Source organism: Leptotrichia sp. HSP-342, from assembly GCF_041199995.1.
GTDB classification, from domain to species: domain Bacteria; phylum Fusobacteriota; class Fusobacteriia; order Fusobacteriales; family Leptotrichiaceae; genus Leptotrichia; species Leptotrichia mesophila.
Genome location: NZ_CP165646.1, coordinates 849,936 through 867,666, shown reverse-complemented (window position 1 = coordinate 867,666; position 17,731 = coordinate 849,936). Strand labels below are relative to the sequence as shown.

Sequence of the window (17,731 nt, the reverse complement as noted above, 5' to 3'; positions counted from 1 at the left end):
TTCATTTTACTATATTTACTATTTTTTTTCAATTGATTTAAATCTTTTAATAAAATAATTTTCACAAAAAAATAGGAGTTATCTTATTTGCCACAAATAACTCCTATTAATTAATTTCTATTTTATTTTTAGTAATTTACTTTCCCTCAAAGTAATCAAGCACTTCCATTAAGTTATCAAACTTTTTATAAACCAATTTTTCAATTTCCTCTGTTGGTTTCAACTTATCTGGCACCATAATTGGAAATGTCCCAGCTGCGTGAGCTGCTCTTATTCCATTGAACGAATCTTCAAATACTACCGTTTTTTCAGGAGATGCCCCAGCTTTTTTTGCACTTATTAGAAATACTTCCGGATCAGGTTTCCCGTGAATAACATCTTCTGCTGTTACTAAATGGGAAAAATATTTTTTTATGTCTTTTCCCTCTGTTAATGCCTCTGCTAGATGTAAATCTGATGAAGTTGCCAAAATCATCTGCTTATTATTTTTTTTCAAAAATTCAAGCAATTCCAATGCACCAAGTTTTAATGGAACTTCGCCTTTTTCAGCTTTTTCCATTATATGATCCTTAACTGTTCCCATCATTTCGTCATACGGGAAATCTTGTCCCAAGGCTTCCTTAAACAATATTCTTGCCTTATCATTTGTAACGCCCGTCGTTTTTTCCACAATGTCATTTGTTATTGTATATCCCTTTTCTTTAGCAACTTCACGTCCATATTCCACATAAATAGTTTCTGTATCAAACAATAACCCATCCATATCAAACAAAAATAGTTCTATTTCATCAAAAAATTTCTTTCCCATAATAAGCCTTTCCTTAATTTTATTTTTCATTTTCAAGTATTGAAACTGAACGATGTGCAACAGAAGTTATCACTTCATTAAATTGTAATATTCCAACACTTAAAAATATTGCTACAGCCAGATGTTCCCCTTCTCTTGCCAGCCCAATTTTCCCACCGACACTAAGACCGTTTATAATTGCTTCAATTTGGCTCATTGCTTCCCGCATTGCACCTATTACCGCACCATCGTGAGCATGCACGTCTTGAATTAAATTATTTCTTTTGGCTGCCATTAAGGCACTTTCTATAAATTTAAAACGTGATTGCGGCATTGCACCACCAACATTTACTGCGGCTGTCTTTATACCAACTTTTTTGTAATCCTGCATCAATTTTTTTTCCTCATCACGTGAAGAAATTGACATTTTCAATGCTATTCTGCATATTTCAACACTTTTATTATTTTCTTCCATTTTTCTATCCTCTATATTTTTATCTTTCTAAAAGAAGCTCTACAGCCTCTACATACCCATCCTTACCTTTTCCATAAATCTGTGCAATGCAGGCAGGAGCTGTAACCGAAATTTTTCTAAATTCCTCTCTTTCGTCAATATTGCTCAAATGCACCTCCACAGTCGGAATAGACACTGATTTTATTGCATCAAAAATTGCATAGCTGTAATGAGTATAAGCTCCGGGATTTATTACAATCCCATCAACTTCATTAAAATATGCTGACTGCAAAAAATCTATAATTTTTCCTTCAGAATTTGACTGTAATATATCAATTTTTACATCTTCATTTTCATATTTTTCTTTTATGTATTTACAAACGCTGTTATAATCATCATTTCCATAAATTCCCTTTTCTCTAATTCCTAGAAAATTTAAATTAGGCCCATTTATAATTAATATTTTTTTCATTATTATTTTCCCGTCCATCTTTTTATAAAATTTTACCCTTCAATGAAGTAATTATCCTTTCGACAATTACATCTATACTATCGTCGTTTTTTATAATAATATCAGCATATCGTCTATACAGCTTTATTCTTTCATCATACAGTTTCTGAAGATTATCAGGATTTTGCAAAAGAGGTCTGTTTTTATGATTTTCTTTTGAAATGGCATCTATTGTTCTATCAAGAAATACGACAATCCCAGTTTTTTTTAGAATATCAATATTTTCTTTCTTTTTAACAGCTCCACCGCCTGTTGAAATGATAGTTCCTTCTTTTTCCGATAATTCCTTCAAATATTTAGTTTCAAGTTCTCTAAAATGCTCTTCCCCTTCATTTGAGAAAATATCTGAAATAACTCTATTTTCCTTTTCTTCCAAATATTTATCTGCATCTAGAACAGGGAAATTAATTTTTTTTGACAGCCAGTACCCAATTGTACTTTTTCCACAGGCAGGCATTCCAATCAATACTATATTTTTCATATATTATCTACCTTTTTTCATAGAATTTTTAATTTTTACTTTCTAAAATTATATTTTTTTAAATTGATTTTCCCCTTCCACATATTCATATCCAGCATCTGAAAATCTATCTAAAAGTTCCTTTTTATCAACACCATAATAATTTACAAGATCATCTAAATCTAAAAATTCATCACGCAACTTCATATTTACAAGACTATAAAGCAGCATTGTATCTTTAGTTTCAAAATTTATCATTCTTCGCTCCCTTTTTTACAAAATTATTTTCACTTTTGACTCATCATTTTCATCAATATTTTCAATTATGACATTTTTACTTGCGTCAGCAAATAAAGTATAATACTCATTTCCTCGTTTTTCTAGAAAATCTCCAATTCTAACATTTTCAGCTCCAAGATTTCCTGCCACTTCATAAATTTCGTTATAGATTGTTTCTAAAAATCCAATATCAAAAATAGTAAATAATTCAGGCTCGTTGTCAATTCTTGAAAATGTCTTTTGCGGAACAATGAAATACAATGTTGATTCATATCCCATATTTATTCCAAAAATAGAGTATCCACGGTGTTCAAGATCATAATTTATAATTGAATATAAAATATCCACAAGCGATTCATCATACTCAAGCTCTTTAGAACGGATATTTTCCCAATTTACATTAAGACTGTCAGGATCTATACCTTTTTTTTGAAGCAATTCCCTAAATCCGTCAGTGTAACCTTTTGCCATAAATTCGTAAAGATAGCAATCTGAATATTTTATCATATATTGATAATAAAAATCTGAAAAAGTTTCTATTCTTTCGTGTCCTTCTTTCTCATTCAAAAACTCTTCACCCAAATATTTTTTTATAGTCTCTTCAGCTTTAAATAAATATTCTCTTCTTGCTCCTATATATTTTATAAATTTATCTCCATCCATTACTTCCGAAGCAAAATCATCAAGTTCATTATAAATTGTAAGATCAAGATGTTTTATACTGTTGATAGTATTTTTTTCTTCTTTTTTATTTTCTAGTTCTTCATTACTTTTTATATTTTTTTCACTCATTTTGACTCCTCTCATCTTTTAAATTTTAATTTTTAGCTTTATAATAACTTAAATGTCTTATTAATATAATACAACTAAACATATTTAGATTTTAAATAAAATATTTGTAATTTTTAAGTTATTTTTTGAAATCTGTTTTACTATTTATTTTCAGATTTTTTACTAATCGATTGAATTATAAATTTAATATTTGAAATATTTTCAAATTTTGCTAATTTTTTTAATTTTTCTTTATTCTCATAAGATAATGCAGACGTATCTATATAATCATCAAACCATTTGTCGTAGTTTCCATAAGATTTTCTAAGCTTTTTCAAACTCGACTTTGCTGCTGCTGCAGCTTTTTTCTTTTCCTTTCCTTCATTCCCTCTTACGTCCAGCAATCTTTCCAGCTTGTCATACTCCTCATTTACAAGCGTTTTCATTTGAGCCGACGACATTTTCTTGTAATCCTCTTTTGAAATTTTATCGCCTACACTATATAAATAGTCATAGATGGCATTAATATTTGCATCTACAGTTTTAGCATCTTTTTCAGCTTCAAGATAAGTATTCATATTTAAGTTAAATGTTTCCAACACAAGGTAAGTATTAGTATAAGAATATGATTGGAACTCTCCTGCTTCTGCAAGAAAACTCCCAAATGCATTTTTTAGAAATTTTGGATATTCCACTACATAATCACTATAATATGCATACATTGTTCTAAAATTAGATTTTCTATTTCCAGAAAGCCTTGCAAATTCCCTATCAAAATATGAACGATTTTCACTATACAAGCTTGACATTGTTTCTGAATAGGCGGCATTGGCAATAGTTCCAGATCCTGCTGATGAATTAAAGTGTTTGTCAAAGATTGTTTTCTGTTTTTCATTACCTGCATCAATAATCTCCTTATTTGTTCGTGCAAAACCAATACTTGAAAAAATGAGTATTCCTATTATTATTTTTTTTAACATTAAATTTTCCTTTCTTCTCAACTTTGTTTTTATTTGTATAATTTTTTTTCTAATCTTTTATGAATCTCTTTTATAATTTCTTTGCTATATTCTTCATTATGCCAAATTTCTTCAGATTTTATTGCCTGTGAAATAAGCATTACTAGTCCATTTGCCACTTTTACTCCCTTTAACTTATATTTTATCATAAGAACTGTTTCTTTCGGGTTGTAAACAATATCCACTACTGCGTTTGCATTAATCAAGTTTTTTTCTTCAAGCGGGCAGTTATCAACCGCAGGATACATTCCAACTGGAGTACAGTTTACAATAAGCTCAATATCCCTAAGCCCTGCAATCGCTGAATAATGAATTAGCCTGTCTTGCGTTCTCACATTAAAGGGATCATTTTCAATAATTGTAGCAAGAAAAATATTTTCAGCACCACTGTCAATCAGCCCATTGTAAATAGCCTTTGAAGCTCCTCCAGTTCCAAGCACAAGCACTTTTTTACCATTTACGTCAATATCATTTAACTCCAAAGTTTTCAAAAATCCAAAATAATCAGAGTTGTCTCCAATCAGTTTGCCATCTCGACATGTTATCGTATTCACTGCCCCAATCTTCTTAGCAGTTTCTGATACTTCATCCAAATATTTAATAACTTCCAACTTGTAAGGAATTGTAACATTAATACCATTAAATTCTCCATTTCTTATGCTTTCCATCAATTCCCAAATTTCACCAATCTCCTTTTCAATCATCTTATAGCTTGCTTTTTTCCCAGTCAGCTCAAAAAAAATTTCATGAATTTCCTTTGAATAGCTATGTCCCAATTTTTCTCCTAATAATCCAAATTTTTCCATTTTATTGTTTCCTTCTTTCTGCAAATTAAACTTTCAAATTATTCAATTCTTCCTCTGTCAATTCCCGATATTCTCCAAGCTTCAATTTTTCATCCAGCGAAAGATTTCCCATTTTTACTCGCTTCAAATAAAGAACTTCATTATTGACAGCTTTAAACATTCTCTTGACTTGATGAAACTTTCCTTCAGAAATTGTTATATATGCCAAATTTTCATTTTTTTCAGAATTATTACAAATTATTTCAACTTTTGCCTTTTTTGTTACAAAATTTTCTTCCAATTTTATTCCATTTTCCAACATTTTTATATCATCATCGCTAAGAGAATTTGCTATTTTTACATAATATTTCTTATCTACATGTTTTTTAGGAGAAAGTAAATTATGTGACAAAACTCCATCATTTGTAAGCAATAGCAAGCCTTCCGTATCAATATCCAGCCGTCCGACTGGAAAAATGTCATAAGTTCTGTATTCATTGTTTAGTAAATCAATAACTGTTTTATGATGATTATCTTCCGTTGCTGAAATTACTCCAGCGGGCTTATTCATCATAATATAGACAAATGGCTTATAATAAATAATTTTATCTTCATATTTTACAATATCTTTTTCTTCATCAATCTGAATTTTTCCATCTTTTACAAAAATATCATTAACACTAATTTTCTTATTTTTTAAAATATCCTTGACTTCTTTTCGTGTTCCAATTCCCGAATTTGCCAAAAATTTATCCAGTCTCATTATTCTCGAACTCCTTTAAAACTAAGCTAAAATAAAAAATATTAAAATGTAAAATTTTTTATATTTCTAAATTATACAGCTTATAATTTCCAAGAATTTGTAAATAATTAGATTTTTCTCTCATTTCCTCAAGTGCCATTTTTACTTTCTCACTAGACATATTTCCTTCAAAATCAATGTAAAAATAATATTCCCAAGGTTTACTTACTCTTGGCCGTGACTTCAGATTCACCATATTTAGACCATATTTATAAAAAATCTGCAATAATCCAATTAATGCTCCTGATTCATTATTTGCACTCGTTACTATACTTATTTTATCGCTTCCATCAATTACAATATCCTCATTTGAAATGATAAAAAATCTTGTATAGTTTTCTTCTTCATTATTAATATTTTCCTTCAGCAATTCCAAGTTGTATACTTCTTTTGTTTTCATATTTGCAATACAGGCATTTTCTTTTTTATCTTTTGATGCGATGTATTTTCCGCTAATTGCAGTATTTGTCATTCGATTAAGATGCCACTCATGCTTTGATAGAAATTCTGAACATTGCATAAAAGCCTGTTCATGAGAATAAATATTTTTTATATCTTCCATTTTACTTCCTTTTACACCAAGCAAGTTGTGTGAAATCTTATGTCTGACTTCTCCAATTATGTGGATATTTTTTGTATTTATCAAGTCAATGCTATCCCGCACTTCTCCAACGATGGAATTTTCTATCGGCAATATTGCAATATCGATTTGATTAGTATGTACAGCCTCTACCAAATCTTTATGTGAATTAAAATGAAAAATATTTTTATTTTCTTCAATATTATAAATATTTGAATTTTTATTATTCTTAAGCAAGTTCATTAGCACTTCATACGCATAGGAACCAGGCACACCAGTATATCCCAGCTTTTTATTTTCCAATTCCAAATCATTCACATATCTAGTTGAAATACCAATTTTAAACTTCTGATATTCTTTACTAGAATCCATAATGTCCTTTAAAATCAACTCAATATAGTGATTCAGTTCCTTATTTTTAACTCTTTCTAAGTTTTTCTGAATAACTTCCTTTTCTCGTTTTTCATCGAAAATCTTCTTTCCAGTTAATTTTTTAAACTGTGCCACTTCCTGCACAATATGTAGCCTTTCTTCCAGTAGTTTCACCAGATGGCTATCCAATCTATCAATTTTTTCCCGAATTTCTTCCAAATCCAAATTTTTATTTATATCCATTCATCTTCCCTTTTTCTTCTACAAGAAATAATTTGTTTTTATTATAACATAACTTTTTTAATTTTTCTTTAGAGTATATTAGAAATTAGATTATTTTATATTTCTGATCTTTCAAATCTAACTTCCAACTTTATTCCCAAAATGTAATCTATTTCTTAGGATTTCCCATTTAACAAAATTTCAAAGTCATATATTTAACTCCTTAAAATTATACTAAAATCAGAAAAAAAAAGCAAGAAATCTTCCGTGAAAAATTTATAAATATAATTTAAAATTTACTGTGTGTTAAATGGTTTTACTATACTGATTTTTTATGATATAATCTCTTTATAAAAGCTAGAAAATAAACTCAATTACTTAAACCTGTAAAAATATGAAAGAGAAAAAAATGTCAAAAAATAAAATAATAACTAACCAAACCTGCGGAAAACTCTATATTGCTGGAGAATATTCCATTCTAACAGCTGGGCAAAGTGCAATCATAAAAAACATAAACCTTTTTATGACTTCAAAAATAAATTTTGCTGATAAATATACAATTTTTTCAGATATGTTTGATTATCCTATAACTCTTGAAAAAACGGCTTTCGATAAAAAAACTTCACAAAATTTTGACAAAAATTATTCACTCATCTGTGAAACAATATCCGTTATGACTGAATATTTAAAATTTCAAAATTTGGAAATCGAGCCTTTTAATCTGGAAATTAATGGAAAAATGGAAATAGATAACAAAAAACTAGGAATCGGCTCAAGTGGCAGTGTTGTTGTTTTAACAATAAAATCCATTTTAAGCCTATACAATCTAAAAGTTTCAAAGGAAATACTTTTCAAGCTGTCTTCCTATGTGCTGCTAAAACGTGGAGATAACGGATCTATGGGCGATATAGCCTGTATTTCCTACGAAAGCTTAATTTTTTATAAATCCTTTGATAGAAAAAAAATTAGTGAATTAATCAAAAACGAAACTCTGGAAAATATTCTAAAAACTAACTGGAATTACGAAATCTCCGAACTTCAGTTTAACAAAAACAATTTAAATTGTAATTTTTTAGTCGGCTGGACAAAAGAACCTGCTATTTCTAGCAATTTAATAAATATTGTAAAAAGTTCCATTGATGAAAACTTTTTAAAAAATGTAGAAAATATCGTACAAGATTTGAGAACTGCCATGAAAAATGGAGATAAGCCAATGATAAAAAAATGCATTAATAAAAATGGGAAATTACTTCAAAACTTAAATGAAAATATTTATAGCCAAAAATTATTAAAATTAGTAAATTCTGCTCAAAAACTGGATATTTGTGCCAAAAGCAGCGGTGCTGGCGGTGGAGATTGCGGAATTGCCTTTTCCTTTAATAAAAATGATACAAAAACTATTATTGATAGATGGGAAAAATTTGGGATTGAATTGCTGTATGTTGAAAAATTATAAAAAATAGGAGAAATATGAAAAATAGAAAAGATGATCATATCAAGTATGCATTGGAACATGAAAGTGAATATAACAGCTTTGACGATGTTGAACTTATTCATAGTTCCATTCCAAAATATAATCTGGATGAAATTGATTTATCAACTCATTTTGCAAGCCATGATTTTGAATTTCCATTTTTTATTAACGCAATTACAGGCGGAAGCGAAAATGCGAAAAAGATTAATCAAAAACTGGCAAAAGTTGCAAATGAATGCAATTTGCTGTTCGTAACAGGCTCGTATAGTGCCGCTCTAAAAAATTCTGATGATGATTCATTTAATATTGTAAAAAAGGAAAATCCAGATTTACAGCTTGCCACAAATATTGGAATTGATAAAAATTACACAGCTGGAATTGCCGCTATAAAGGCTCTAAACCCATTATTTTTGCAAGTTCACGTAAATCTAATGCAGGAATTAATTATGCCAGAAGGCAGCCGAAACTTTAACGAATGGGAAAATAATTTAAGAGAATTTGTACAAAATATAGAAATTCCAATTATTTTAAAAGAAGTTGGATTTGGAATGATTGAAGATACTATAAAACAAGGAATTGGGCTGGGAATAAAGACTTTTGACATAAGCGGGCGTGGCGGCACAAGTTTTGCCTTTATTGAAAATATGCGACGTGAAAATAGCCTTGATTATCTAAATAACTGGGGACAAACTACTGTTTCCTGCCTTTTAAATCTAAAAGATTATACTGACAAAGTAGAAATTATCGCAAGTGGCGGTGTAAGGAATCCCCTGGATATGATAAAATGCCTAGTTTTGGGAGCAAAGGCTGTTGGTCTTTCCAGAACGATTTTAGAGTTAGCTGTAAAATATGATGTTGAAAACATAATCAAAATTGTGGAAAACTGGAAAACTGAATGCAAAATGATAATGTGCGCTTTAAATGCAAAAAATATTAAAGAATTACAAAATACAAAATATGTTTTGTACGGAAAAACATTGGAATTTTCTATGCAAAAATTTTAATAAATCAGCTAATAACTTAACTGTATATCAAAAATTGATTTTAAATGAATATAATTAAAGAAAGAGAGTTAATTAATGAAAAAAAAAATTATAGTCTATGATTTTGACAAGACAATCTACGATGGAGAAACTGGTGTTAATTTTTCCACATTTTATTTAAAAAAATATCCACTAAAATCTATTTTATTTTTGATAAAATATTCAAAGGATTTACTTTTTTATCTAATAAAAATAATAAATCTAACTACTTTGAAAGAAAGATATTTTGAATTTTTAGAAAGTCATTCAACAGAAGAAATCGAAAAATTAGTAGCAGATTTCTGGGAAACTAAAAAACATAAAATTTATCCTTGGATAAAGGACGAGCTGGAAAAAAACAAAAAAGAATGCGAAATGGTTATCGTGTCTTCAGCAAGCCCATTATTCCTAATAGAAAAATTTTTATTAACACTTGGCTATGACAAAGTCTTTGGTACAAATTTTGTAAACGATAACAAGGAAACTTTCATTGCCAAAATTGATGGAGAAAATAATAAAGGCAATGAAAAAGTAAAAAAATTGAACAAATGGGCAAAACAAAACAATTTTGAGTATGAAATCATAAAATTTTACTCTGACAGTCTAGCAGACAAGCCTCTTTATGATATTTCCAAAAAAACATACTGGATTAAGAATGGAGCTAAACTTGGTGGAATGCCACCTCGAAAAACATTATTTGATAAATTATTTTGGAAATAATATTTTTAAATAAAGATAAAACTCAAGTATTAATTAAAGCATAAAAAATGTAAAAAGGGAACTATTCTAATTCTACCAAAACTAGAATAATTCCCTATTTTTATTTCATTCCTAAATTTTATCCAAAAAATTAAACTGTTAACAATTCTTTTTCTTTTTTGCTCAAAGCATCGTCAACTTGTGCGATAAATTTATCAGTTGATTTTTGTACTTTTTCTTCACTTGATTTTAGTTCATCTTCTGTAATTTCACTGTCTTTTTCAAGTTTTCTAAGTTTATTATTTACATCCTTTCTTACGTTTCTAATTGCAACTTTTCCTTCTTCAGCTTCTTTTTTTACCATTTTTACATATTCTTTTCTACGATCTTCTGTAAGTTCTGGCACGACAAGCCTAATAACTTTACCATCATTTGATGGATTAAATCCTAGATTTGCCTGTAAAATAGTTTTTTCAATTACTGGGATTAATGTTTTATCCCAAGGATCTATTACTAATAATCTAGCTTCTGGAGCTGAAACTGTTCCAACTTGATTAAGGGGAGTTTGAGCACCATAAGCTTCTACTGTGACTCCATCAAGCATGGAAACACTCGCACGTCCTGCTCTTACGTGAGAAAATTTATCTTTTGTGTTTTCTAAAGATTTTTGCATTTTTTCTTCAGCTTCTTTTAAAATTGCATCTAACATTCTTACCACCTTTTTATTTTTTATTAAAATATTTTGTTTTTTATTTTCTTATTTTCTTATTTTGTTTTATATCAATTATTTTTTTACAGTTGTTCCTATATTATCGCCTTGTGCCATTTTCAAGATATTCCCCTCTTCTAAGGCGTTAAATACTACAATTGGCATTTGATTTTCCCTGCATAGTGAAAGTGCTGCCGTATCCATTACTCCTAAATTTTTTGAAATAGCCTCGTCAAATGTTACTGTATCATATCTTACAGCATCATTAAACTTCATAGGATCCTTATCATAAATTCCATCAACTTTTGTCCCTTTCGCAAGTACATCTGCCTGAATTTCCACAGCTCTCAATGCTCCCGAAGAATCTGTAGTAAAATAAGGATTGCTTGTTCCACCTGCAAAAATAACGACTCTTCCTTTTTCCAGATGTCTTATTGCTTTACGTCTGATATAAAGCTCGGCTACTTGCGGCATTTGAAGCGCTGTCATAACTCTTGTCGGTACTCCTATACTTTCAATTGCATTTTGCAGTGCAAGTCCATTCATGATTGTTGCAAGCATTCCCATTGTATCTCCAGTCACTCTGTCAAAGCCTTTTTCCATTCCGCTTATTCCACGAAAAATATTTCCACCACCAATAACGATAGCAATTTGCACACCTTTTTCATGCACATCCTTTATCTGTTTTGCAAAACTTTCAAGCACTTCATTTGAAAAACCAAATTCTTTGTTCCCTGCAAGTGCTTCTCCACTTAGTTTTAATAATATTCTTTTATATTTAAGCATTATAGGAGCCTCCATGAATTTTATATAGGTTATAATAACCTCTGTTTAAAAATTTACGAAAAAATAAGGGGATAATTCCCCTTATAATTAATTTCCAGAAATTTGTGCAGCTACTTCAGCAGCGAAATCTACTTCTTCTTTTTCGATTCCTTCTCCAACTTTAAATCTGTCAAATGAATTTATTGTACTTGGGGCAATAAATTGTTCGATAGTAACGCTGTCATCTCTAACATATTTTTGTTGCACTAAACAGTTTTCTTCATAGAATTTTCTCATTTTTCCATCTAATATTTTTTCAATGATATTAGCTGGTTTTCCTTCTGATTCTAACTGATGTCTTGCGATTTCTTTCTCTCTTTCCAAATCATCAGCTGTAACTTGTGATTTATCCAAATATTTTGGATCCATTGCTGCGATATGCATTGCAACACCTTTTGCTTTTTCAATGTTTTCAGAAGTAGCTTCTCCATTAACATTTAATAATACACCAATTTTTCCACCTAAGTGAATATAAGTTTCGATAAATCCGTCAGTTGAAACAACTTTTAATCTTCTAATATTCATATTTTCACCAATTTTAGCGATTAATTCTGTCAAATGAGTTTCAATAGTTTTTCCTTCAAGTTCAAATGCTTTTAATTCATCTTCGCTTGTCAAGTCATGGCTTAAAGTCAATTCTACCAATTTTTCTCCAAAAGATTTAAATTCGTCATTTTTAGCAACGAAGTCAGTTTCAGAGTTGAATTCCAAGATAGCACCTTTTTTTCTATCTTCAGAAATTGCTGCAAATACCAATCCTTCTGCTGCAACTCTTCCAGATTTTTTAGCTGCCTTAGCAATCCCTTTTTCTCTTAACCAGTCAATTGCTTTTTCAATATCCCCGTCATTTTCTTGTAAAGCTTTTTTACAGTCAAGCATTCCTGCTCCTGTTCTTTCTCTTAATTCTTTAATAAGTGCTGTTGTAATTGCCACTTTATTTCCCTCCTATATTTTTAATTTTTTTATTTATTTTACTTAATGATTAATTTAACATTCAAAAAATTATTTTGAAACATTTTTTAGCATATTTAAAATTTCTGGATTTTCGTTATCAAATTCTAAAAAGTCCTTCGCATATTTTTCTGCCATCTTATAATTTTTAGTACCATAATAACGGATTGCTAATCGGTATATTGAATAAGCATTACCAACTAATGCCATTTGTTTGTGCTCTCTAAGTTCTTTAAGTTTCTCGTGCGTAAAACCAGCATCTGTTAGTTGCTTTTCATATTTGTCTACTATGTTCTTTTTTTCATTTTTCTCTTTAGCGGTCAAATTTAATGATTTTAAAGAATCTTCGTCACTGTATAATAAAAACAGTGAGTACACGCCTGTGTCGTTATCTCCTAATTCAATTGCCTTTAAATAATACTTCTCTGCCTCTTTTTGATTACCTAATATATCATAATCAGTTCCTATTTCCTCATAAGCGTAAGCATCATTTGGATATTTTTTAACATATTCTTTTAGTAATGCAATTAGATTTTTCTTATCATTCTTTTCAGACAAAGCAATATATTTATTTTTAAATTCAGTTTTTTCTTTTGAATACATATTCATAAGATTTCCATCTACTGCAAAATATTGGTTATTTACATTTGTCTTATAATTTGAAGTGCTCGCAGTTTTTTTCTGGCTCTTTGCACCCAAAACGCTTAAACTTGCTACCAAAAATAATCCGATTAAAATTTTTTTCATAATTTCTCACCATTTCTTTTTATTTTAGTTCAGCTAATAGAAGTATGAGTCTATTTTCTTATTTTTTTAATTGCTATTTTACAAGAACAGGGGAATGGTTTTATTCCCCTATTTTTTTATTCGATTTTTTAGATTGTATTTCAAATTATGCTTCTGTAGTTTCTTCGGTAACTTCTTCTACCACTTCTTCAATAATTTCCTCATTTGTAGGAACTTCTACTTCTGCTCCTTCAACAACATTTTCAATTCCACCATTTCCTTCAATTGCAGCATTTGCAATAACTTGTGCAAATAATTTTACTGATCTTATAGCATCATCATTTGCTGGGATTTTGTAAGTTACTAAATCAGGATCTACATTTGTATCGATTAATGCGATTACAGGAATTCCTAATTTTTTAGCTTCTTCTAATGCCAAGAATTCTTTTTTGATATCAACTACGAACAATGCTGCTGGTAAAGTGTTCATATCTTTAATTCCACCAATATTTTTAGAAAGTTTTGCCATTTCTTTTCTTAGTAATCCAGCTTCTTTTTTAGTGTATGCTTCGTCTAAAGTTCCGTCTGCATCCATTTCTTCAAGTTCTTTTAATCTTTTTACTCTTTTTTTGATTGTTTCCAAGTTAGTTAAAAGTCCACCTAGCCATCTATGGTTTACATAGAATCCTCCAGCTCTTTCAGCTTCTTCCTTAACTGCTTCCTGAGCTTGTTTTTTAGTTCCTACGAATAATACTTTTCCACCTTCTTCAGAGATTTGTCTTACAAATTCGTAAGCTGCTTCAGTTGCTCCTAAAGTTTGGTGTAAATCCAAAATGTGGATTCCGTTTCTTTCTGTAAAAATGTAAGGTTTCATTTTAGGGTTCCATCTTTTTGCCTGATGTCCAAAATGTGCTCCTACTTCTAATAATTGTTTCATTGTAATTACTGCCATTACGTTTTTCCTCCTAATTTTTTTGGTTTTTCTCCCACTTTTCTTTAAAAGACAGATTGTAATTTCTATTTTTTATTTTAATCAATTTCTTAATTTTTGCAAATAAAAAACTTTTAAAAAATAAACTATAAAATTGCAACACCCTATCTCTAAACAGTACAAAGTGTGATTAATCGTTATATTTTAACATTTTTTTATAACTTTTGTCAATACTTTAAAAATTTTCTATCATTTTTACTTGATCATCCAGCAAGACTGTTCTCATTTTTTCGTTTCTTTCCTGTTTTAATTCACGATATTTTGAAATAAATGTATCTTTTGCCAGTCTTTGCTCTTTTAATTTTTCAACTTCACGTTTAAAATCTCTTTCATATTTCAATATACGTGATTTCTGCTCATTTGATAAATTCATACTGTCAATAAAATTTTTAACTTTATCATTTTTTTCGATAAATGATGACTTTTGCGAATTTATATAAGAATTATAGGCTTCAAACTGTTCATTTGTCAGAACTTTTGCAATAGCTCTATATCTTTCCTGCTCGATTTTACCAAGCTTTTCCTTTTTCCCATCAAATTGTACAAGAGTTTTTTCTATACTTTCAGCTTTTTTCTGATATTCATCAAATATTTTTGATAATTTTTTCTGCTGGCTATTTGTTGCATTCGTTACCCTAAATATATCATCTTTAGAAATTTTTATAGTATAAACTTTTTGATAATAGTCCTCATAGGAATACGAAAAGACGCTTATTCCCATTACCAATGTAAATAAAAGTGCTACTTTTTTTACTTTATTCATTCTCATCCTTTCATTGAATTCATAATTCAATTTTTAAATTTTTTAGATATCTTCTAGTTATTTGAATTATTGTAGTTTGGCGCTTCCTTTGTAATAATAACATCGTGTGGATGGCTTTCCTTCAGTCCTGCTCCTGTTATTTTTACAAATTTTCCATTTTCTTTTAATTCCTTAATTGTACCAGTTCCACAATATCCCATTCCAGAACGAAGTCCACCACAAATTTGGTAAACTGTATCCTTTAACGCACCTTTATATGGAACCATTGATTCAATTCCTTCTGGAACTAATTTCTCTGTTGCTGCTTCAAGCTGAAAATATCTGTCGCTGCTTCCTCTCTTCATAGCCGCAAGTGAACCCATCCCTGCATAAGTCTTAAATTTTCTTCCATTATACAAAATTTCTTCTCCTGGCGCTTCATCAGTTCCTGCAAGCATTCCTCCTAGCATAACACAGTCCGCTCCAGCCGCAATAGCTTTTACAACATCTCCAGATAATTTTATTCCACCATCGGCAATAAGTCCGATTCCTTTATCCTTACAAACTTCCGCAATATTCATTACAGCCGAAATTTGTGGTACTCCAACTCCTGAAACAACTCTAGTTGTACAGATTGAACCTGGTCCAACTCCTACTTTCACTGCATTTACTCCTGCTTCTATCAAGTCAAGCGCTGCCTCTGGAGTTACGATATTTCCTCCGATTATGTCTAAATCAGGGAAAGCCTCTCTAATTTCCTTTATTTTATTAATAACTCCTTTTGAATGTCCGTGTGCCGAATCAACAGCAATAATATCAACTCCAGCTTCTACTAGAGCTGCAACTCTTCTTACTGTATCAGTTCCAACTCCAACTCCTGCTCCCACTCTAAGTCTACCATGTTCATCTTTTGCAGCATTAGGATAATTTATAACATTGTCAATATCTTTAATTGTAATTAAACCTTTTAATTTAGTACCTTCAACTATTGGTAATTTTTCTATTCTATTTTCCAGAAGAATAGATTTTGCACCTTCAAGAGTTGTTCCAACAGGTGCAGTTACCAAGTTATCTTTTGTCATAATATCTACAACTTTTAATGATAAATCTTCTCTATATTTCAAGTCACGATTAGTAATAATTCCCTTTAAATTACCGTCGTTATCAACTACAGGAAGTCCTGAAACTTTATAATTTTTCATTAAGTCATTTGCATCTTTTAAAATAGCGTCTTCCTTTAATGTAATCGGATTTGTAATCATACCGCTTTCGTATCTTTTTACTTTTGATACCTCTTCAGCCTGTCTTTCAATTGTCATATTTTTATGAATAAATCCAATTCCACCTTCTCTTGCAAGTGCAATTGCAAGTTTTGATTCTGTAACAGTGTCCATTGCGGCACTTAGTATTGGTATATTTAGTACCAATTTTTTAGTTAAATTCGTTTTTAATGATACTTCATGCGGTACCACATCCGATGCTTGTGGAATTAATAGTACATCATCAAAAGTTAATCCTTCAGAAATTACAATTTTGTCTTTTTGACTCATTTTAAATATCCTCCTTATTCTATTTTTTTATTTTTATCCTGCAAATTTAGTAAATTAAGAGAAATTTTATAAAAACTCTTTTTATATAATATTTCTTTTTTAAATTATATTATTTTAGCACGAAATAAACCGTAATTTCAATACTTTTTTCAAAAGTTTTTTTATGTCATACTAAATTCTAAACATTTATAGGAGTTTCTAAAAGCACTTGTCCACCATCCACAACTATTGTCTGTCCTGTAATAAATCCAGCTTCACGGCTTGCTAAGAAAACCGCTGTATACCCTATATCTTCTGGTTTTCCCAAAGTATACAACGGTATTATTTCTCTTATATATTTTGTATAATTTTTAGAATTTTCCATGTTTAAAAGTCCATCACTTAATATATTTCCTGGCTGAATTGCGTTTACTGTAATTCCATATTTTGCATTTCTAATGCTGCACTACGCATAAATCCAAGTTGAGCGGATTTGCTCGCTCCGTAATGTGCCCATCCTGAAAGTCCTGTAATAGGTCCTGTAATTGAAGAAGTCAGTATTACTCGTCCATAACTTTGTTTTTTCATATATTTTAATGTTGCTTGTGTTACAAAAAAACTCCCTTTCATATTTACATTCTGTACCTTATCCCATTCTTCTTCCGTTATATTTTCAATATTTGTTCTAGGAAAAATACCTGCATTTGAACAAAGTATACTAAGTTTTCCATATTCTTCGTAAATACTTTGAATTGTATAATCTACCAAATCTTTATTTGTAACATCAAAATGACGAAATTCAACTCCTATCTCATTTGCAACTTCTTTCCCTCTTTTTTTGTCAATATCTCCTATAATCACTTTTGCTCTTGCCTGTTTCAAAGCCTTTGCAATTCCTTTTCCAATACCTTTTGCTCCACCTGTAACAAGAGCAACTTCCCCAGCTAAATCAAACATTTAAATCACGCCTTTCATTTTATATTTTAAATCTCGTTAGTTGCTCTACAAGTTGTAAATTGTC

At 29.9% G+C, this 17,731-nt stretch carries 20 protein-coding genes and 1 pseudogene; 3 read left to right on the top strand and 18 right to left on the bottom strand.

The window, feature by feature from the left end; all coding sequences use genetic code 11:
- Positions 1-136: 136 nt before the first annotated feature.
- The 10 genes from AB8B23_RS04330 to AB8B23_RS04285 form a co-directional block, all read right to left on the bottom strand.
- A complete protein-coding gene (locus AB8B23_RS04330) occupies positions 137-808 on the bottom strand; it encodes an HAD family hydrolase (protein WP_369713604.1) in 672 nt (223 codons plus the stop codon).
- Positions 809-827: 19 nt separating this feature from the next.
- A complete protein-coding gene (locus AB8B23_RS04325; RefSeq protein ID WP_006804726.1) occupies positions 828-1,262 on the bottom strand; it encodes a HutP family protein in 435 nt (144 codons plus the stop codon).
- A gap of 19 nt (positions 1,263-1,281) precedes the next feature.
- Positions 1,282-1,713, bottom strand: a complete 432-nt coding sequence (gene aroQ / locus AB8B23_RS04320; RefSeq protein ID WP_369713602.1) for a type II 3-dehydroquinate dehydratase — start codon at positions 1,711-1,713, stop codon at positions 1,282-1,284.
- A gap of 22 nt (positions 1,714-1,735) precedes the next feature.
- Complete coding sequence (locus AB8B23_RS04315) at positions 1,736-2,233, bottom strand: shikimate kinase (protein ID WP_369713601.1); 498 nt, start codon at positions 2,231-2,233, stop codon at positions 1,736-1,738.
- 48 nt (positions 2,234-2,281) lie between these two features.
- Entirely contained in the window at positions 2,282-2,470 is a 189-nt protein-coding gene (locus AB8B23_RS04310) for a DUF4250 domain-containing protein (RefSeq protein WP_021744230.1), read from the bottom strand.
- Positions 2,471-2,485: 15 nt separating this feature from the next.
- Complete coding sequence (locus AB8B23_RS04305; RefSeq protein WP_369713600.1) at positions 2,486-3,283, bottom strand: hypothetical protein; 798 nt, start codon at positions 3,281-3,283, stop codon at positions 2,486-2,488.
- A gap of 140 nt (positions 3,284-3,423) precedes the next feature.
- Positions 3,424-4,242 carry a hypothetical protein gene (locus tag AB8B23_RS04300; protein ID WP_369713599.1) on the bottom strand — a complete coding sequence of 273 codons (819 nt, stop codon included), beginning with the start codon at positions 4,240-4,242 and terminating at the stop codon, positions 3,424-3,426.
- 29 nt (positions 4,243-4,271) lie between these two features.
- Positions 4,272-5,087: a shikimate dehydrogenase family protein gene (locus AB8B23_RS04295; RefSeq protein WP_369713597.1), complete on the bottom strand. Its 816-nt coding sequence runs from the start codon at positions 5,085-5,087 to the stop codon at positions 4,272-4,274.
- A 25-nt stretch (positions 5,088-5,112) separates the two neighbouring features.
- Complete coding sequence (locus AB8B23_RS04290; protein WP_369713595.1) at positions 5,113-5,829, bottom strand: pseudouridine synthase; 717 nt, start codon at positions 5,827-5,829, stop codon at positions 5,113-5,115.
- A 58-nt stretch (positions 5,830-5,887) separates the two neighbouring features.
- The gene (locus AB8B23_RS04285; protein WP_369713594.1) at positions 5,888-7,063 is read right to left on the bottom strand and encodes a chorismate mutase; all 1,176 of its coding nucleotides are present in this window, start codon (positions 7,061-7,063) and stop codon (positions 5,888-5,890) included.
- A 388-nt stretch (positions 7,064-7,451) separates the two neighbouring features.
- Between AB8B23_RS04285 and AB8B23_RS04280 the strand changes: the two genes are divergently transcribed.
- From AB8B23_RS04280 to AB8B23_RS04270, 3 genes are all read left to right on the top strand, one after another.
- Positions 7,452-8,498: a phosphomevalonate kinase gene (locus AB8B23_RS04280; RefSeq protein WP_369713593.1), complete on the top strand. Its 1,047-nt coding sequence runs from the start codon at positions 7,452-7,454 to the stop codon at positions 8,496-8,498.
- 14 nt (positions 8,499-8,512) lie between these two features.
- Entirely contained in the window at positions 8,513-9,520 is a 1,008-nt protein-coding gene (fni, locus tag AB8B23_RS04275; protein ID WP_369713591.1) for a type 2 isopentenyl-diphosphate Delta-isomerase, read from the top strand.
- 75 nt (positions 9,521-9,595) lie between these two features.
- The gene (locus AB8B23_RS04270; protein WP_369713590.1) at positions 9,596-10,258 is read left to right on the top strand and encodes an HAD family hydrolase; all 663 of its coding nucleotides are present in this window, start codon (positions 9,596-9,598) and stop codon (positions 10,256-10,258) included.
- 130 nt (positions 10,259-10,388) lie between these two features.
- Here AB8B23_RS04270 and frr read toward each other — a convergent pair whose 3' ends face one another.
- The 8 genes and pseudogenes from frr to AB8B23_RS04230 all read right to left on the bottom strand — a co-directional run bounded on the left by frr (position 10,389) and on the right by AB8B23_RS04230 (position 17,667).
- A complete protein-coding gene (gene frr / locus AB8B23_RS04265) occupies positions 10,389-10,946 on the bottom strand; it encodes a ribosome recycling factor (RefSeq protein WP_147005070.1) in 558 nt (185 codons plus the stop codon).
- A 75-nt stretch (positions 10,947-11,021) separates the two neighbouring features.
- Entirely contained in the window at positions 11,022-11,732 is a 711-nt protein-coding gene (gene pyrH / locus AB8B23_RS04260) for a UMP kinase (RefSeq protein WP_369713588.1), read from the bottom strand.
- Between the two features lie 87 nt (positions 11,733-11,819).
- Positions 11,820-12,704 (bottom strand): translation elongation factor Ts, encoded by an 885-nt coding sequence (gene tsf, locus AB8B23_RS04255; protein ID WP_369713587.1) that lies wholly within the window; start codon positions 12,702-12,704, stop codon positions 11,820-11,822.
- A 69-nt stretch (positions 12,705-12,773) separates the two neighbouring features.
- Positions 12,774-13,469, bottom strand: a complete 696-nt coding sequence (locus AB8B23_RS04250; protein WP_369713585.1) for a tetratricopeptide repeat protein — start codon at positions 13,467-13,469, stop codon at positions 12,774-12,776.
- Between the two features lie 145 nt (positions 13,470-13,614).
- Positions 13,615-14,400, bottom strand: coding sequence for a 30S ribosomal protein S2 (gene rpsB, locus AB8B23_RS04245; protein WP_021744243.1), 786 nt, complete (start codon positions 14,398-14,400; stop codon positions 13,615-13,617).
- 214 nt (positions 14,401-14,614) lie between these two features.
- Positions 14,615-15,202: a viral A-type inclusion protein gene (locus AB8B23_RS04240; RefSeq protein WP_369713584.1), complete on the bottom strand. Its 588-nt coding sequence runs from the start codon at positions 15,200-15,202 to the stop codon at positions 14,615-14,617.
- Positions 15,203-15,255: 53 nt separating this feature from the next.
- Positions 15,256-16,731 (bottom strand): IMP dehydrogenase, encoded by a 1,476-nt coding sequence (gene guaB, locus AB8B23_RS04235; protein WP_021744246.1) that lies wholly within the window; start codon positions 16,729-16,731, stop codon positions 15,256-15,258.
- A gap of 178 nt (positions 16,732-16,909) precedes the next feature.
- Positions 16,910-17,667 (bottom strand): annotated as a pseudogene (locus AB8B23_RS04230) (SDR family NAD(P)-dependent oxidoreductase).
- Positions 17,668-17,731 lie beyond the last annotated feature (64 nt).

What these genes read in the sequence shown, in the direction of transcription:
- AB8B23_RS04330 (WP_369713604.1), bottom strand. Translation starts at nt 808, where the DNA reads ATGGGAAAGAAATTTTTTGATGAAATAGAACTATTTTTGTTTGATATG.
- AB8B23_RS04325 (WP_006804726.1), bottom strand. Translation starts at nt 1,262, where the DNA reads ATGGAAGAAAATAATAAAAGTGTTGAAATATGCAGAATAGCATTGAAA.
- aroQ (WP_369713602.1), bottom strand. Translation starts at nt 1,713, where the DNA reads ATGAAAAAAATATTAATTATAAATGGGCCTAATTTAAATTTTCTAGGA.
- AB8B23_RS04315 (WP_369713601.1), bottom strand. Translation starts at nt 2,233, where the DNA reads ATGAAAAATATAGTATTGATTGGAATGCCTGCCTGTGGAAAAAGTACA.
- AB8B23_RS04310 (WP_021744230.1), bottom strand. Translation starts at nt 2,470, where the DNA reads ATGATAAATTTTGAAACTAAAGATACAATGCTGCTTTATAGTCTTGTA.
- AB8B23_RS04305 (WP_369713600.1), bottom strand. Translation starts at nt 3,283, where the DNA reads ATGAGTGAAAAAAATATAAAAAGTAATGAAGAACTAGAAAATAAAAAA.
- AB8B23_RS04300 (WP_369713599.1), bottom strand. Translation starts at nt 4,242, where the DNA reads ATGTTAAAAAAAATAATAATAGGAATACTCATTTTTTCAAGTATTGGT.
- AB8B23_RS04295 (WP_369713597.1), bottom strand. Translation starts at nt 5,087, where the DNA reads ATGGAAAAATTTGGATTATTAGGAGAAAAATTGGGACATAGCTATTCA.
- AB8B23_RS04290 (WP_369713595.1), bottom strand. Translation starts at nt 5,829, where the DNA reads ATGAGACTGGATAAATTTTTGGCAAATTCGGGAATTGGAACACGAAAA.
- AB8B23_RS04285 (WP_369713594.1), bottom strand. Translation starts at nt 7,063, where the DNA reads ATGGATATAAATAAAAATTTGGATTTGGAAGAAATTCGGGAAAAAATT.
- AB8B23_RS04280 (WP_369713593.1), top strand. Translation starts at nt 7,452, where the DNA reads ATGTCAAAAAATAAAATAATAACTAACCAAACCTGCGGAAAACTCTAT.
- fni (WP_369713591.1), top strand. Translation starts at nt 8,513, where the DNA reads ATGAAAAATAGAAAAGATGATCATATCAAGTATGCATTGGAACATGAA.
- AB8B23_RS04270 (WP_369713590.1), top strand. Translation starts at nt 9,596, where the DNA reads ATGAAAAAAAAAATTATAGTCTATGATTTTGACAAGACAATCTACGAT.
- frr (WP_147005070.1), bottom strand. Translation starts at nt 10,946, where the DNA reads ATGTTAGATGCAATTTTAAAAGAAGCTGAAGAAAAAATGCAAAAATCT.
- pyrH (WP_369713588.1), bottom strand. Translation starts at nt 11,732, where the DNA reads ATGCTTAAATATAAAAGAATATTATTAAAACTAAGTGGAGAAGCACTT.
- AB8B23_RS04250 (WP_369713585.1), bottom strand. Translation starts at nt 13,469, where the DNA reads ATGAAAAAAATTTTAATCGGATTATTTTTGGTAGCAAGTTTAAGCGTT.
- rpsB (WP_021744243.1), bottom strand. Translation starts at nt 14,400, where the DNA reads ATGGCAGTAATTACAATGAAACAATTATTAGAAGTAGGAGCACATTTT.
- AB8B23_RS04240 (WP_369713584.1), bottom strand. Translation starts at nt 15,202, where the DNA reads ATGAATAAAGTAAAAAAAGTAGCACTTTTATTTACATTGGTAATGGGA.
- guaB (WP_021744246.1), bottom strand. Translation starts at nt 16,731, where the DNA reads ATGAGTCAAAAAGACAAAATTGTAATTTCTGAAGGATTAACTTTTGAT.